Raw genomic sequence first — 12,969 nt, 5'->3', positions numbered from 1 at the left:
ATCCCGATCCGGGCCAAAGCGGACTATTCGAATCGCTCGACAGACTGAATCAGCGGCAACAGGAGGACTACGATGGCTAAAGCGAAGAAGAGCAAGAAAGGCAAGAAGGCCAAAAAGGCCAAGAAAAAACTTGTGATGGCGAAGAAGAAATCTTCGAAGAAAGCCGCGAAGAAATCCGCCAAGAAGTCGACGAAGAAGGTCGCGAAGAAGTCTGCCAAGAAGGCAGCGCCGAAGAAGGCAGGCAAGAAGAGCCCGGCGAAAAAGAAGGCTGCTGCCAGGCCAGCGGCTCCGAAACCCGCGGCTCACATTCCGGCTCCCGAGCCCGAGCCGGCCCCGAGCTGGGCCACCCCGGCATCAAGTTCGACGCCATCATGGGGGTCGGGTGGCTCGTCCGACGAAGGCGAGCACTAGTCCGCAAGGGGCGGGCCCTGCCTCGACAGCGCGTCAACCACACCCTTGAAAAGGCCGCAGCCTTGCCGCTGCGGCCTTTTTCGTACAGCCGAATCACCGGAATTTTACGGGCGAACGATTCGCAAGACCTCCCGGCGGTGCGGGACAAAAAGCCCGTGTTTTTCCGGTTCCAGACGTTACACCTGCGGGAGAAAATTGTTGTGGGAATGCCACACCCGACAAACAACATTCCACGAAAAGGTCATAACGCCCAAAAAGTCAGCACATGCTTGTCTTTTTTGCTTCACTTCGGTGACGAGCGCGTACCAGATTGTCCACACAAATTTTTGGCCGCAGTGAGTCATCGCGGGTCCCTGGGGGGGCGCCGAAGCTGGGCCGTTCTTGGAAAGTGATGGGGATCCTCATGAAGAAACTGGCTTTGTTGGCAACGGCGCTGGCAATGGTATCGGGCTCGGCTCTTGCTGCGGACATGCACGTCAAGGCCGTCAAGGCGCCGCCGCCGGCTCCGTTCGATCCCTGGGACATCGCCTTCGGCGCCGCGCTGATGAACGACTACGTGTTCCGCGGCGTCACCCAGTCCAACCACAAACCCTCGGTCGCCGCCTATTTCGAGCCGCGCTACAACATCAACAAGGACGTCCAGCTCTATATCGGCGCTGCCGGCGAGAGCATCTCGTTCCCGAACCGCGCCGCGGCCGAAATCGACATCTACGGCGGTATCCGCCCGACGGTCGGGATGTTCGCCTTCGACTTCGGTGTCTGGGGTTATCTCTACCCGGGTGGCCAGTGCTTCAATGCGTTTGCGTTTCCAGGTTCGGGTATTCCCGGTTCGGAAGCGGCTTGCGTAGCCAATGCCGACCCCGTCACCCTCGGACTTCCGGTCAACGGCAACTTTGCCAAGCGAAGCATGAGCTACTATGAGGGTTATGCCAAGGTCAACGTGACCCTGAATGACCAGTTTTCGATCGGCGTCAACGAATACTACTCGCCGAACTTCATGAACCTCGGTGCCTGGGGCAACTACGCATCGATCACCGGCAAGTGGACTGCGCCGAGCACGACGTTCGGCACCAGCGGTGTCGGCATGTACGTCTCCGGCGAGTTCGGTCGCCAATGGCTCGGAACCTCCGACCGGTTTTACGGAACGCAGATTGTGGGACAGCCCTTCCAGTTCGGCATCAAGGAGCCGAGCTACAACACCTGGAATATCGGCGTCGGCTTCACCTACAAGGTGTTCACCCTGGATCTGCGCTACTCCGACACCAACCTGTCCAAGCAGGAGTGTAACGCGTTCACCAGCGATCACACCTCACGCACGATCGGTCCGATCAATCCCCTCGGGATCAATCCCGGTGGCTTCGAATCCAACTGGTGCGGCGCGACCGGCATCGCCAAGCTCTCGGCTGACCTGACCGCGGTCACCAACCTGAAGTAGGATTTTCTTCTATCGATCGAAGGGGGCGGCAGTGCGATCTGCCGCCCCTTTTGCTTTGCGGGGGCTGCCAATGAAACGGGATTGGCGGCGCGCCGCGCTTCATGCGATTTCACGCAACGACCGCCGCGAGCGCGTCAAGACCACAACGGCCCATCACGCCGGCTTGGGGCTGTTGCCGTCGCGCAGCGCAAACCGGTCGCCGTCGCGGACCATGGCGATATTGCGCTGGTGGAAGGCTTCCAGCGTCGAACGGTGGCCGATCGAGATGATGGTGGTGGCCGGCAGTTTCTCCGCCAGCAGCCTGTACAGCGCGGCTTCCGAGGGCTCGTCGAGCGAGGCGGTCGCCTCGTCGAGGAACAGGTAGTTTGGCGCATGCAACAGCGCGCGCGCGAGCCCGAGACGCTGCTGCTCGCCGAGCGAGAGCATCCGGTTCCAGTGCCCGTGTTCGTCGGGTTGCGACGCGAGCTTGGACAATCCCACCTGTTCGAGCGCACCACTGATCTGGCTCGCCGTGAATGTGCCCTCCCTGGAGGGATATTCGACCGCCCCTCGCAAGGATCCGGTCGGAAAATATGGTCGCTGCGGCAGCATCATCAACATTACCTTCGTCGGAATGGCGATGGATCCGGTCCCGAACGGCCAGATGCCGGCAATGGCGCGGAACAGCGTCGATTTGCCGGAACCGGACGGTCCCGTCATCAGCGTGCGCTCGCCCTTGTGCAACCTGAATCCGTCTGCGTTCACCAGCGGCGTTCCGTTCGGCAGTTGCAGCGTCAGCCCCTTGAGGTCGATAGCGCCATCGCCAGCCGCCTCGGTTACGTGTATCCTGTTATGGTGGGTTGCAAGTTCGCGCGCCGCAGCAATCCCCGCCTCGAACCCGTCGAGACGATTGACCACGGCCTGCCACTCCGCCAGTTGGCGGTAGATGGTGATGAAGAACGAGAGCGCGCCCTGAACGCTCGAAAACGCCGACGCGGTCTGCATCATGCCGCCGAGCTGGATCTTTCTCGCGAAGTACGCCGGCGCCACCAGGACATAGGGAAAGATCACCGACGCCTGCGAATAGCTGGCGGTGAAGGCCGTCAACTTTTTCGTCCGTGTCATGATGGCGAGCCAGTTCTCCACCACGCGCCCGAACCGAACCAGAAGGCGTTCGCGCTCCGCGGCATCGCCCCGCAGCAGCGCGATCTGTTCGGAGTTCTCCCGCACGCGCACCAGGTTGAAGCGAAAATCCGCTTCGTATTGTTGCTGCCGGAAATCGATTCCGACCAGCGGCCAGCCGATCAGATGCGTCAGGATGGTGCCGAGCGCCGAATAGATCAACGCGCCCCAGACGAGGTAACCTGGAATCGCATAATCCTGTCCGAACAGGTGCAGCGGCGCGTCGTTCGAAAGCCCCCACAGGATGGCGACAAAGGACGCTAGCGTGACGATCGAGTTCAGCAATCCTACGCCAATGTTGAGCGTGCGCTCGACGAACAGCTTGACGTCGTCGGTCATGCGCTGGTCGGGGTTGTCGGCCGCGTCGCCCTGAAGCTGCATCCGGTAATGGTTGGCCTCGTGCAGCCACTCACCGAGATAGTGCGCGGTCATCCAGCGCCGCCAGCGGATCTGCAGCCATTGATTGAGATAGAGCTGATAGACCGCGATCACGATGAAGACCGTGGCGAGGACACTGAAATAGATGATTTCATAAACGAAGGCGTCCCAGTTGTAATCCTGAAGCGCGTTGTAAAAGCGGAGGTTCCATTGGTTCTGCAGGACCGTCAGGTAAACGATGGCGAGCTCGGCGGCGACCAGCGCCGCCAGCAACCCGCGGCCGGCCCATTTGTCCTCAGAACGGAAGTAGGGGGCAGCGATCCGCCATACGGTCGCGAGCGTCGAGCGGATGTTGTTCACAGATTGATGTCTCCACGGGGATGGCCACAAGTGCCTGAGATATTTGAGGAACAAGGATGACTTAGACTAAAGTAGCACGCTCCGTAGTCTGCGACGGGCTGTCGCAGCCACCCACTCAACCCTACCATAGCCGTCTCGGCGCTGGATGGGGACCTTCTATCTTCGCGAGGTCGTGAGTGGATTCCGGAAGCTGCCAAATTCGCCGGCGACATCGCGTATTGGGAGAGCATTCCCGCGCACAATCGAGGCACGCCTGCTCCAGAAAAGCGCGCGGTGCCCAATAACAAATTTGGGGGAGAATCCTTAAAATGTGGGATCAAATCTACAATCCGCTCGGCAACGCCACGTTGTCGACGATCGCCGCCGCCATTCCGGTGGTCACGCTTTTGGTGCTGATCGCCAGCGGCAAGGTCAAGGCGCACATTGCCGCCGTCATTGCTCTGATCGTCGCCAACATCATCACGATTTTCGTCTACACCATGCCGGCCGGGATGTCGGTGCGGGCATCGCTGCTCGGCGTCGTGGTCGGATTCTTCCCGATCGGCTGGATCGTGCTCAACGTCATTTTCCTGTATCGCATCACGGTCGAGACCGGACGGTTCGAGCTCTTGAAGCGGGCCATCGGCGGCGTCACCACCGACCGCCGCCTGCAGCTCCTGCTGATCGCGTTTGCATTCGGCGCCTTTTTCGAGGGCGCATCCGGCTTCGGCACGCCGGTCGCGATCACCGGCGCTGTTCTGATCGGCCTCGGTTTCTCGCCGCTGGCGGCCTCCGGCCTGTCGCTGATCGCCAATACCGCCCCGGTCGCCTACGGCGCGCTGGGCACGCCGATCCAGGGTCTCGCGTCGGTGACCGGGTTCGATCCCTACATTCTTGGCGCGATGGTTGGCCGGCAATTGCCGTTCTTCTCGCTGCTGGTGCCGTTCTGGCTGATCTGGGCGTTTGCGGGCTGGCGCGGCATGATCGCGATCTGGCCGGCCATTCTGGTCACCGGCGTATCGTTCGCGATCCCGCAATTCGCGATCTCGAACTACATCAATCCCTGGATCGTCGATATCGGGGCATCGCTTATCTCGATGGGTTGTCTCATCCTGTTCCTCAGGGTCTGGCAACCCAGGGAACTCTGGCTGTCGCCGGCGCTGCGCGGTCGGGATGAATCGGCGGCGACGATGACGGCGCCGAAGGCGATCGACAAGACGCCGCTATCGCAGGCGCAGCTTTGGGGCGCGCTGCTGCCATGGATCATCGTCTGCGTGGTGATGCTGATCTGGGGCAATGGCGCCTTCAAGAGCTGGGCGAACTCGATCTTCGTCTACAACTACGAAGTCCCCGATCTCGACAAGATGATCAACAAGGTGCCGCCGGTGGCGGCCAAGGCCACCGCCGAACGCGCGGTGTTCGGCTTCACCTACCTGTCCTTCACCGGCTCGGGCATGCTGATCGCGGCGATCATCTCCGGCTTTCTGATGGGCTTCTCGCCCGCCAGGATGATCGGGGAATATGGCCGCACCATCAAGCTGTGCGCGATCTCGCTGATCACGATCTCGGCGATGCTGGCGATCGGCACCCTGACGCGGCTCTCCGGCGTCGACGCCACGCTCGGTCTGGCATTCGCCGCGACCGGCGTGCTCTATCCCTTCTTCGGCACCTTGCTCGGCTGGCTCGGCGTGGCGCTGACCGGATCGGACACCGCCTCCAACGTGCTGTTCGGCAATCTGCAGAAGATCACTTCCGAGCAGCTCGGGCTGTCGCCGATCCTGATGGGCGCCGCCAACTCTTCCGGCGGCGTCATGGGCAAGATGATCGACGCGCAGTCGATCGTCGTCGCCTCGACCGCGACCAACTGGTACGGCCACGAAGGCTCGATCCTTCGCTACGTGTTCCTGCATTCGATCGTGCTGGCCTGCCTCGTCGGCGTGCTGGTGACCCTGCAGGCCTACGTCTATCCGTTCACGGCGATGGTCCTGAAATAGGGCGACGCTCGACGCGCTGACCAGAAATCCCCGCGGGCTGCAGCCCGCGGGGATTTTTGTTTTGTCGAGGGGCATTTTCTGCCGTCCCGATCTGGTCAATGTCATGCACATTGAATAGAACGGCGCGTCGCCGAACCATCCCGAGAGGCCGCATGATTTCAGTCACCCGCTTTTGCAGAGCGGCCGCCGTTGCGCTGGCGCTTGTTGCGGCCGCTCTTGATGCCGGCGCGGCCCGCGCCGATAACGGCTTTCCGTTCGGGCTGGAAATGACCCTGGACGCGGCGCGCCAGCCGGGCTCGAAGCGGCTGCCGTCGCTGGAGATCGGCGACGCCGGCGAGGTCGTGCTCGAGCTCTGGTGCAAGGGCGGCAAGGGTCAGTTTTCCGTCGCCGGCAATACCGTGATTTTCGTGCCCGGCGAGATCGAGAACCGCAGCTGTCCACCGGCGCGGGCGCAGGCCGACGACGATCTGGTCGCGGCGCTCGCCGATGCGGCGAGCTGGAAGCGGCAGGGCGATTTCGTCAGTTTCATCGGCGCAAAGACGCTGCGTTTCCGTCTCAACACCAACTAGGGCGAGAACCCATCAATCGAGGGATCCAGTCCGTTGTTCATTGGGCAAGGCGCGCTGACGTCTGGTGCCGCGGCCCGAAGCGTTCTGAAAGAGCCGCGTGCCACGAAGGCTCGATCCCTCGCTACGTACAGCTCAATCGCAATGCCGTTATTTCCACACCGATTTGTCGGCGTCCCAGCGCTGGCCCTTGAAGGCCTTGGCGAGCGCATCGACCGAGCCGTTGTCGTCCCTCGGCTCGCCGCCTTCCTCATCGCCGCTGGACTCTTCCGAAAGGTTGAGTTTCGCACCCGCGCCCTCGTCAGCGGTCGTGATCACCGGGCTCGAGACCCACAGCATCAGCCGGTCGGACCCGCCGGGCTTGTCGGCCGACAGCAGCGCTGACATCTCGATGGTCTCGGTGAGGCCGAGCGCCGGGAACAGCCCGCTCGGGCGCTTGAAGGTCAATTTCAGTTTCCCGGTATTGACGTTCCAGGAAGCCGCCGACGATTTGGCCGCCAGTGTCCCGCTCAGGACGCCGGAGATCGCAGTGGCGACCCTGTCCCGGTTGACCCGGTCGCCGTCGCGCCATTCCGCGGCGCCAAAGCGGATCGCGCGGTCCATCTCGATGCTGCCGCTGATCCATCCCGCCGCGACCACGCCTGGCATCGATTTGGCCCTGGCGATCAGCGCCGCGGCGCGATCCGGATCGACGGCGAGGTTGATGGTCTGCTCGCCGGCGCGCAGCGCGTCACAGGAGACGGCGAGGCTGCCGAGGCTGACCTCGACGGCCTCGCCCTTCAGGCTTTTCAGGAAATCCAGCGCGGCATCCAGCTTGACCCGCACACCAACCGATTCCGGCGAGACGTCGGTAAATTCCTTCGGAGCAGGCGTGATGCCGTCATCGGTGGTCTGGTTGTCCTGATATTCCTTTTCGCTGAGATCGGAATTATCGGTCGAGGCGACTTCGGTCACGGTATGGCCGACGGTGATCTGGCCGCGGAATTCGAAACTGTCGCCGTTCGGTTTGCGCGACAATTTTACCGTGACCGGCAATTTGCCGCCCTGGGTCTGTGTCGTGCCGGTCAGGTTCTGGCCATTGACGGCGAGGTTGACGACAAAGCGGTCCTTGCGATCGGCGCCTTTTTCGACCGGGTAGCAGACATCGAGCACGGCCGCGGTGACGGTCTTGCCCTGGCGGGTCTCCTTGAGGACCACGTCGGCATTGCCGTCCATCAAGCCATCGATCGAGGTGAAGTATCTGACTTCATCGGCGGCGGGCGCGCTCTTGGGCTGGGGTTTGGCCTGGGCAAAGGCGAGATCGGGGGAGGCCGTCAGCAGGCCGAACAGGCAGAGCAGGATTGCGCGCATATCAATTTCCCGGAAGGACGGAATCGGCTCCGTGGTGGGTAGCAAACCTGTGTGTCATTCGCCAAAAAGAAGGCCGCCCCGAGGCGGCCTTCGATTTCAATGGAGGCAGGCTGGCGATCAGAAGCCCATGCCGCCCATTCCACCCATGCCGCCGCCGCCGCCGGGCATCGGCGCGGCCGGCTCCCTCGGCAGTTCGGCGACCATGGCTTCGGTGGTCACCAGAAGGCCGGCGACCGACGCCGCGTCCTGCAGCGCAGCACGAACCACCTTGGCCGGATCGATGATGCCCTTTTCGACCATGTCGACATATTGCTCGGTCTGGGCGTCGAAGCCGTAGGTCTCGGACTTGTTCTCGAGGATATTGCCGACCACGATCGACCCCTCGACGCCGGCGTTCTCCGCGATCTGGCGCAGCGGGGCTTCCAGCGCCTTCAGCACGATGTTGATACCCGCCTGGACGTCGGCATTGTCGTGGTGGATGCGGCCGACCGCCTTCTTGGCGCGCAGCAGCGCCACGCCGCCGCCGGGCACGATGCCTTCCTGCACCGCGGCGCGGGTCGCGTTGAGGGCGTCCTCGACGCGATCCTTCTTTTCCTTGACCTCGATCTCGGTCGCGCCGCCGACGCGAATGATCGCAACCCCGCCGGCGAGCTTGGCGAGCCGTTCCTGCAGCTTCTCGCGGTCGTAGTCCGAGGTGGTTTCCTCGATCTGCGCCTTGATCTGGCCGACGCGGGCTTCGATGTCCTTCTTCTTGCCGGCGCCGTTGACGATCGTGGTGTTCTCCTTGTCGATCACGACCTTGCGGGCGCGGCCGAGCATGTTGACGGTGACGCTTTCGAGCTTCATGCCAAGCTCGTCGGAGATCAGCTGACCGCCGGTCAGGATCGCGATGTCTTCCAGCATCGCCTTGCGGCGGTCGCCGAAGCCGGGCGCCTTGACGGCGGCGACCTTCAGTCCGCCGCGCAGGCGGTTGACCACCAGCGTCGCCAGCGCCTCGCCTTCGACGTCCTCGGCAATGATCAGGAGCGGCCGTCCCGATTGCACCACGGCCTCGAGCACCGGCAGCATCGCCTGCAGGCCGGACAGCTTCTTCTCGTGCAGCAGCACGTAGGCGTCCTCGAGCTCGGCGGTCATCTTCTCGGCGTTGGTGATGAAATAGGGCGACAGATAGCCGCGGTCGAACTTCATGCCCTCGACGATATCGACTTCGGTCTCGAGCGACTTGTTCTCCTCGACCGTGATGACGCCCTCATTGCCGACCTTCTGCATCGCCTGCGCGATCATCTTGCCGATCGCCGCATCGCCATTGGCCGAAATGGTGCCGATCTGGGCAACCTCGGACGAGGAGGCAACCGGCTTGGCGCGCTTTTCGATATCCTTGACCACAGCCGTCACCGCGATGTCGATGCCGCGCTTGAGGTCCATCGGGTTCATGCCGGCGGCAACCGACTTGCCGCCCTCGCGCACGATCGCCTGGGCCAGCACGGTCGCGGTGGTGGTGCCGTCACCGGCGGTGTCGTTGGTCTTGGAGGCGACTTCGCGCAGCATCTGCGCCCCCATGTTCTCGAACTTGTCGTCGAGCTCGATTTCCTTGGCGACGGTGACGCCGTCCTTGGTGATGCGCGGGGCACCAAAACTCTTTTCGATCACGACATTGCGCCCCTTGGGGCCGAGCGTCACCTTCACCGCATTGGCGAGGACATCGACGCCGCGCAGCATGCGTTCGCGGGCGTCGCCGGAAAATTTAACGTCTTTGGCAGCCATTTCTCTAACTCCTCAAATGATTGGATACACGCGCTCGCCGCGCTTGTTTGCCGGTCATACCGGGCATGACGGCTGGGTCTGCCGCGGACTCCGGATTGTCGCTCAGGCCAGCACGCCCATGATGTCGGACTCCTTCATGATCAGAAGTTCCTGGTCGTCGAGCTTGACCTCGGTGCCCGACCATTTGCCGAACAGCACGCGGTCGCCGACCTTGATGTCGATCGGGATCAGCTTGCCGGCTTCGTCGCGGCCGCCCGGGCCGACCGCGGTGACTTCACCCTGCGAGGGCTTTTCCTTGGCGCTGTCGGGGATGATGATGCCGCCCTTGGTCTTCTCCTCGGCATCGATACGCTTGACCACGACGCGGTCGTGCAGCGGACGGAATTTGGATTTAGCCATGACGTTCCCTCTTGGAGGCTTGGTTTCAGGTCAGGTTTGCCATCGAATCTGGCTTGGAACAGCGGATGTCCGACCCCGTCCGGGATGGGTCCGGCTTGTCCCTCTTAGCAATCGCCGGATCTGAGTGCTAATTGTGCGCCCGGGAATATGGCTTGGCGCCGGTCCTGTCAAGCAACGGGGGTTAAGGCCTTGGTGAGGCCAATATAGGATGCTGGCTCAGAAACCAAATCCGGGTGATGGCGTAATCAGACTGGACGTCGTTGCGCCTGCTGGCGTTTTACGCTTGGCTGCATGACGGGTGCGGCCGGGAGATTGCTCGAGGGGATACGGATGATCAGGTCACCTAATGCGCGCACCGTTGCCAATCTGGCGATCGCCTCGGCGCTGACGATATTCCTCGCGGCGTGCGGCAGCATGGGCCTGCCGTCGCCGTCCTCCGGCCCGACCGCGGCGCCCGAGCCCGGGGTGGCCCCGGAAATGCCGGCGACCATCCGGCCTGACGAAATCGTCGGGCGCTGGGGTCTTGCCTCGTTCCAGAATCCCGCCGATCGCGCCCGGACCGAGAAGATGGCGCGGGACCAGTGCAAGCAACCTTACGTGATAGGCGCCGGCCAATCCGGCGGCGTGATCATGCATCTGGCCGACCAGGCCACGCCGCAGGAACTGCGGCTGAAGGGCAGCCCGAGCGGCAAGAATTATATCGGCCCGTCCGGACCGACCCCCGGCGAGCAGGATCGCGAAGTCGTGTCGTTTGACGGGCGTGTCCTGATCACCCGCTTTATCGACAAGGATGCGGCGACCCGCTACGGCAACATGGTCTACGTCCGCTGCGCGCCCCGCGCGTGATCCGTTAGTCACCCTCAAGCAAAAACGCCGGCATCGAGCCGGCGTTTTCATGTCTTGAGGTTGACCGGCGCCGGCGCTCGCCACCCGGCGCCCTGAACTCAGTCAAACAGCGCGTCGATGTCGTCCTGCGAGGCATGGCCGATGTCACCGTCGAGCTTCGGGCCGTTGAGCAGCCTGGCGTCGCCTTCGCGGGTGTCGACGATCGGCGGCACATGGGCCTTGATCGCGTCGACGCCGCCCCAGATCTCCATCATCACGTTGATGTGGTTTTCGATGAATTTCATCGTGGACATCACCTTGCTGATGCGCTGACCGGTGAGATCCTGGAAATTGCAGGCCTCGAAGATCGAGACGACGCGTTCCTGGATCTCCTCGGCGAGCAGCTTTTGCTGGTCCGGCGAGGTGTTCTTGGCCAGCGCGGTCGACGCCTGGTCGATCGCTTCGGCGGCTTCGAGAATCTGCTGGGTGGCTTGTTCGGTGCCGCCGACGACGGCGCCAAGCTCGCCATTGACCTTGGCCATCTCCTCGCCGTTGAAGCTCTTGCCGTGCAGGACCGCGATTTCCCGCTTGGTGCGGCTGATGGCGTCGTGAATCAGGTCGAGCTCGACCTTGAGCTTCTCGCACTGCTCGATCTGGGCGCGGTAGGTTTCCAGCAGCGCACGGGCTTCGGCAACCTCGCGGGCGACCGATGCCTCGGCGGACTCAGTGACCGCGGAGCGGCCGGGACCGGTTGCCATCTGGGCGCGGATCGAGCGAAGCTCGGCCATGATCTCGCGATGCATCGGGCCGATGTCACCGCCATCGGCGGCGGCCTGTGCCGGCATTGCGATATCGCCCAAAAAGGCTTCTTCGATACGGAAACGTTTGCGACTTACCGACATGATTTTTTCCAGCCCCTTCACTCCCCGTGTTTTACACCGATACGATTTAACGTGAGGTTCACAGCGGATTACTTCGTATCGAGGATTCATCGATCGCCGCCTACCATGGGTTAACCATGTCGGCCGCGCGTTCATCCAAAATAAACGCTACCGGGAAAATCCGCGCGCAATTGACGACGTGGTGAATCGAAACGGCGATTCCGTTTACCAAACCGATGCGGTTTTGATCTCTAGTGATCGCGTGCAACGGCGCCGCTCGGGCGCCTACAACAAACATCTCGTGACGAAACTGTACAGAGTACGTCGATGAAGAACATGTCTCTTGCGCTGCTTGCCGGCGCTTGCTTCCTGGTCGCGGGTCCTCATCGGGCGCTGGCGATCGACGCCGCGGCCCCTCCCGAACCTGGCGTGATCTACGCAGGGCAGCCCGCGCCGCCGGCGCCGACGCGCACGGCCTATGCCGAACGCGCCAACCTCGGCGGGGGCTTCATCGAGTTCCTGTTCGGCGAAGGACGGCCGCGAGGCTACCAGCAGCAGCAGCCGATCTATCAGCCGCAACCCGCCTACGGTTCGCGGCGTGCGATGCTGCCGCCGATGGATCCGCAGCAAAGCGAAGCGGCGAATGACCCCGCGCAGCACCCGTTCGACCCGAAATTCGAGCGGCAGGTGGTCGATTATCGCGGCAAGGAAAGCCCCGGCACCATCGTGGTCGATACGCCGAACAAGTTCCTGCTCCTGGTCCAGGGCGACGGCACGGCCTTGCGTTACGGCATCGGCGTCGGCCGCCCCGGATTCACCTGGTCAGGCGTCAAGACGATTTCGGCCAAGAAGGAATGGCCGGCCTGGACGCCGCCGCCGGAAATGCTGGCGCGCCGCCCCGATCTGCCGCGGCATATGGAAGGCGGGCCGCAAAACCCGCTCGGCGCGCGCGCGATGTATCTGGGTTCCTCGCTCTATCGCATTCACGGCTCCAACGAGCCCTGGACGATCGGCACCAACGTCTCGTCCGGCTGCATCCGCATGCGCAACGAGGACGTGATCGATCTCTACGGCCGCGTCAATGTCGGCGCCAGGGTGGTCGTGATCTGATCGTCAGGGGTCGAAACGAAAGACGGCCGCCCGATCGAGCGGCCGTCTTGCGTTGAGGTTTGACCTTCTTCAGGCGTAGTCGCTGTCGCCGTCATCGTCAAAGCCGTCGGAGTCGTGATCCAGATCGTCATCGTCGTCGGTCGACGCCTGGTCGAACAATCCCGCGCGCGACCCGTCATTGTTGTCGCCGCGCTGGCTGGACGAGCCGATGTCGTCGATCCCGGCGTCCCGCGCCAGATTGCTGCCGGACTGATCGCTCCACGGCCGCTGGCCGCCGCCATGGTCGCCAACGGCGCTCGAATCGGCGAAGGCCTGATGGCTGCCGCCGCCCATCATCGAGCGGATGCTGCCGAGCA

Annotated in this window: 11 protein-coding genes and 1 pseudogene; 6 read left to right on the top strand and 6 right to left on the bottom strand. The window is 62.9% G+C overall.

The genetic code is table 11. The annotated features are described in order from the left end of the window. Nucleotides 1-72: 72 nt before the first annotated feature. Both WCE35_RS03385 and WCE35_RS03380 read left to right on the top strand, forming a co-directional pair. Nucleotides 73-411 carry a histone gene (locus tag WCE35_RS03385; RefSeq protein ID WP_424591929.1) on the top strand — a complete coding sequence of 113 codons (339 nt, stop codon included), beginning with the start codon at nt 73-75 and terminating at the stop codon, nt 409-411. A gap of 403 nt (nt 412-814) precedes the next feature. Continuing rightward, entirely contained in the window at nt 815-1,846 is a 1,032-nt protein-coding gene (locus WCE35_RS03380) for a TorF family putative porin (RefSeq protein ID WP_424591928.1), read from the top strand. Between the two features lie 153 nt (nt 1,847-1,999). Here the strand turns inward: WCE35_RS03380 and WCE35_RS03375 are convergent, their stop codons facing one another. Further along, on the bottom strand, nt 2,000-3,745 hold the full coding sequence (locus WCE35_RS03375) for an ABC transporter ATP-binding protein/permease (protein ID WP_424591927.1): 1,746 nt from the start codon (nt 3,743-3,745) through the stop codon (nt 2,000-2,002). A gap of 308 nt (nt 3,746-4,053) precedes the next feature. On the opposite strand from WCE35_RS03375, the gene WCE35_RS03370 reads away from it, so the two are divergent. After that, complete coding sequence (locus WCE35_RS03370) at nt 4,054-5,718, top strand: L-lactate permease (protein ID WP_424591926.1); 1,665 nt, start codon at nt 4,054-4,056, stop codon at nt 5,716-5,718. Between the two features lie 152 nt (nt 5,719-5,870). Continuing rightward, on the top strand, nt 5,871-6,287 hold the full coding sequence (locus tag WCE35_RS03365; RefSeq protein WP_424591925.1) for an META domain-containing protein: 417 nt from the start codon (nt 5,871-5,873) through the stop codon (nt 6,285-6,287). A gap of 147 nt (nt 6,288-6,434) precedes the next feature. Here WCE35_RS03365 and WCE35_RS03360 read toward each other — a convergent pair whose 3' ends face one another. The 3 genes from WCE35_RS03360 to WCE35_RS03350 all read right to left on the bottom strand — a co-directional run bounded on the left by WCE35_RS03360 (nt 6,435) and on the right by WCE35_RS03350 (nt 9,797). Further along, nucleotides 6,435-7,634, bottom strand: a complete 1,200-nt coding sequence (locus tag WCE35_RS03360; protein ID WP_424591924.1) for a hypothetical protein — start codon at nt 7,632-7,634, stop codon at nt 6,435-6,437. A gap of 117 nt (nt 7,635-7,751) precedes the next feature. Continuing rightward, nucleotides 7,752-9,398, bottom strand: a complete 1,647-nt coding sequence (groL, locus tag WCE35_RS03355) for a chaperonin GroEL (RefSeq protein WP_424591923.1) — start codon at nt 9,396-9,398, stop codon at nt 7,752-7,754. A gap of 102 nt (nt 9,399-9,500) precedes the next feature. Next, nucleotides 9,501-9,797, bottom strand: coding sequence for a co-chaperone GroES (locus WCE35_RS03350; protein ID WP_424591922.1), 297 nt, complete (start codon nt 9,795-9,797; stop codon nt 9,501-9,503). 330 nt (nt 9,798-10,127) lie between these two features. Here WCE35_RS03350 and WCE35_RS03345 point away from each other — a divergent pair, with 330 nt between their 5' ends. Beyond that, nucleotides 10,128-10,643, top strand: a complete 516-nt coding sequence (locus WCE35_RS03345) for a hypothetical protein (RefSeq protein ID WP_424591921.1) — start codon at nt 10,128-10,130, stop codon at nt 10,641-10,643. Nucleotides 10,644-10,741: 98 nt separating this feature from the next. Here WCE35_RS03345 and WCE35_RS03340 read toward each other — a convergent pair whose 3' ends face one another. Beyond that, entirely contained in the window at nt 10,742-11,524 is a 783-nt protein-coding gene (locus WCE35_RS03340; RefSeq protein ID WP_424591920.1) for a protein phosphatase CheZ, read from the bottom strand. Nucleotides 11,525-11,839: 315 nt separating this feature from the next. On the opposite strand from WCE35_RS03340, the gene WCE35_RS03335 reads away from it, so the two are divergent. Further along, nucleotides 11,840-12,613, top strand: a complete 774-nt coding sequence (locus WCE35_RS03335; protein WP_424591949.1) for a L,D-transpeptidase — start codon at nt 11,840-11,842, stop codon at nt 12,611-12,613. A gap of 69 nt (nt 12,614-12,682) precedes the next feature. Here WCE35_RS03335 and WCE35_RS03330 read toward each other — a convergent pair. Next, a pseudogene (locus tag WCE35_RS03330) lies at nt 12,683-12,969 on the bottom strand (DUF2076 domain-containing protein); the annotation flags it as partial.

The sequence above is a fragment of the Bradyrhizobium sp. genome (assembly GCF_049691595.1).
GTDB lineage: Bacteria > Pseudomonadota > Alphaproteobacteria > Rhizobiales > Xanthobacteraceae > Bradyrhizobium.
This window is presented reverse-complemented; position numbering and strand designations above follow the sequence as displayed.